The following is a 1,825-nucleotide window of genomic DNA, read 5'->3' on the forward strand; positions in this document are numbered from 1 at the left end:
GGAGGCGAGGGCCTCCGAACTGACTCGAGGGGAACGGGATCTCAGCCGATCTGGCGGATCACCTCGCCCTTGGCATCGCGCAGGTAGGTCGGCACCACTTCAATGCGCAGCGCGCCTGCCAGCGGATAGATCCCGCGTTCGGCACGCACGCTCGCCAACGCCTGCAATCCGGCCGCATCCAGCGCCCAGCGCGCGCTGTCGGCAGACACCTCGCTGGCTTCACCGCCCCCGGCCGCAATGAACTCCCACTGCCGTTCGCGGCTGACCAGTTCCAGCGATTTGCCATGGCGCAGGCGCAGCGGCAGCAGTTCGCACACGCTGGCGACCTGGCCGGCGCCCAGCACCAGGGTGGTGATGCCGGCCTCCTGTCGCCAATCAAGCGTTTCGATGAACAGCATGCCGGTGCTGGAGCCCTCGCGCTCGCTGCCGGCCTGCACCTGCGCGGCCAGCGCCGGATCGTCCAGCAGATTGCCGCGCTGCAGGTCACTGATCCACAGCGGCATCGCCGGCTGCAGCGCCTGCAGCACGCCGCGCGTGGACCAGCGCTTGACCGCCTCCATCTCTTCATCGGTCAAGCCGACCAGCTGCAGGAACTGCAGGTGGCCGTTGGTGGTATCACGTGCCGGCAACTGCGGATCGGCAATGAAGGCCAGGTGGCACAGCCGGGTGCCGGTCTCCAGCGCGATCGGACCGTTGGCGTTGAGGTGGTGGCCATCCTCGAACACGTTGCCGCTGCCGAACACATAGCGCGCCAGGTTCTGCAGCAGGTTCATCGGCCACGCCGGCGGCGTGCTGCCTGCGCTCTCACCGTCTACGGCCGCCAGGCGGAAGGTGAGCTCGAACCCGTAGCCACTGGCGTCGGCATCACTGCTCTCTTTGGCGTACAGCTCGGAGAAGCCGTAGGTGATGTAGTGCCAGTGCGGCACCGGCGCATCCGCCCAGTACACACTGATGCCATCCAGCGGATCCTGCCCACCCAGCGTGTAAGGCAGCGCGGTACCGTAATGACGCGGTTCCTGGCCTGCATACAACGGCGCCAGCGCGGCGTTGATCGCGTCCCAGCCCGGGGTGTCGGTGTCGTCGTGGTCGTCCTGCACGCGGGACTCCTTGTGGGGAAGTGAACCGGTCACTTTACGCGGTGGCTCAGGCCTGCACGACCTCATTGCCACCATTCACCAACGCCGCCTGGGTTTCCTGCCACCAGCGCTGCGCCAGCGCCGGGCTGCGCGCCTTGCCCACTGCGGCCAGCAGTTCCGGGCACAGGCGTTCCAGCGCCAGCGCATCGGTGCAGCGTTCGATCTTCAACTGGATGAAGTAGCCCTTCAGGCCCAGATGCCGACGCACCGCTTCGCTCATCGCGTCGTACAGCTGCTGGTACAACGCCGGGTCCTGCTCGCGGCCTGTGCTGATCGCACGCGTCGGCGCTGCGTCAGCACTGCCACCGATGGCTTCGATCAGGCCCTGCGCGACCAGTTGTTCCAGTGCATCCGGTGGTGCGCGCAGCCCTTCGAACAAGCCACGCAGTTCGTTGTCATCGCGATGGCCATCGACCATCAACAGGATCGAACGCAGTGCCGCCGGCAGGCGCCGGCCGCGGTCTTCGATTTCCTGACGGCCAGCGGCCGTCTTGGCGTGCAGCAATGCCATGCATCCCCCCAAATCCTCGATGCGCAAAGCCAGCGCGCCCGTGCCGGGCACACCCCCTGGTTGCCACCGTCGGAGCCTGCGCAGCTTCCCCGAAGCGCAGGCTCTGTTGCAGACCGATGACAAGGCGAGCTTAGCGCAAGTCCTGGCAGACTTGGGTAGTGGCGGGGGGGGGGGGGGG

At 67.2% G+C, this 1,825-nt stretch carries 2 protein-coding genes; both read right to left on the reverse strand.

Going from position 1 to position 1,825, the window contains the following annotated elements; genetic code table 11:
• Window positions 1-41: 41 nt before the first annotated feature.
• Complete coding sequence (locus QRO93_RS19905; RefSeq protein WP_053512107.1) at window positions 42-1,097, reverse strand: suppressor of fused domain protein; 1,056 nt, start codon at window positions 1,095-1,097, stop codon at window positions 42-44.
• Between the two features lie 46 nt (window positions 1,098-1,143).
• On the reverse strand, window positions 1,144-1,647 hold the full coding sequence (locus QRO93_RS19910) for a hypothetical protein (protein WP_180878930.1): 504 nt from the start codon (window positions 1,645-1,647) through the stop codon (window positions 1,144-1,146).
• Window positions 1,648-1,825 lie beyond the last annotated feature (178 nt).

It is taken from the genome of Stenotrophomonas maltophilia group sp. Smal17, from assembly GCF_030237045.1.
GTDB classification, from domain to species: Bacteria; Pseudomonadota; Gammaproteobacteria; order Xanthomonadales; family Xanthomonadaceae; genus Stenotrophomonas; species Stenotrophomonas forensis.

What these genes read in the sequence shown, in the direction of transcription:
- QRO93_RS19910 (WP_180878930.1), bottom strand. Translation starts at nt 1,647, where the DNA reads ATGGCATTGCTGCACGCCAAGACGGCCGCTGGCCGTCAGGAAATCGAA.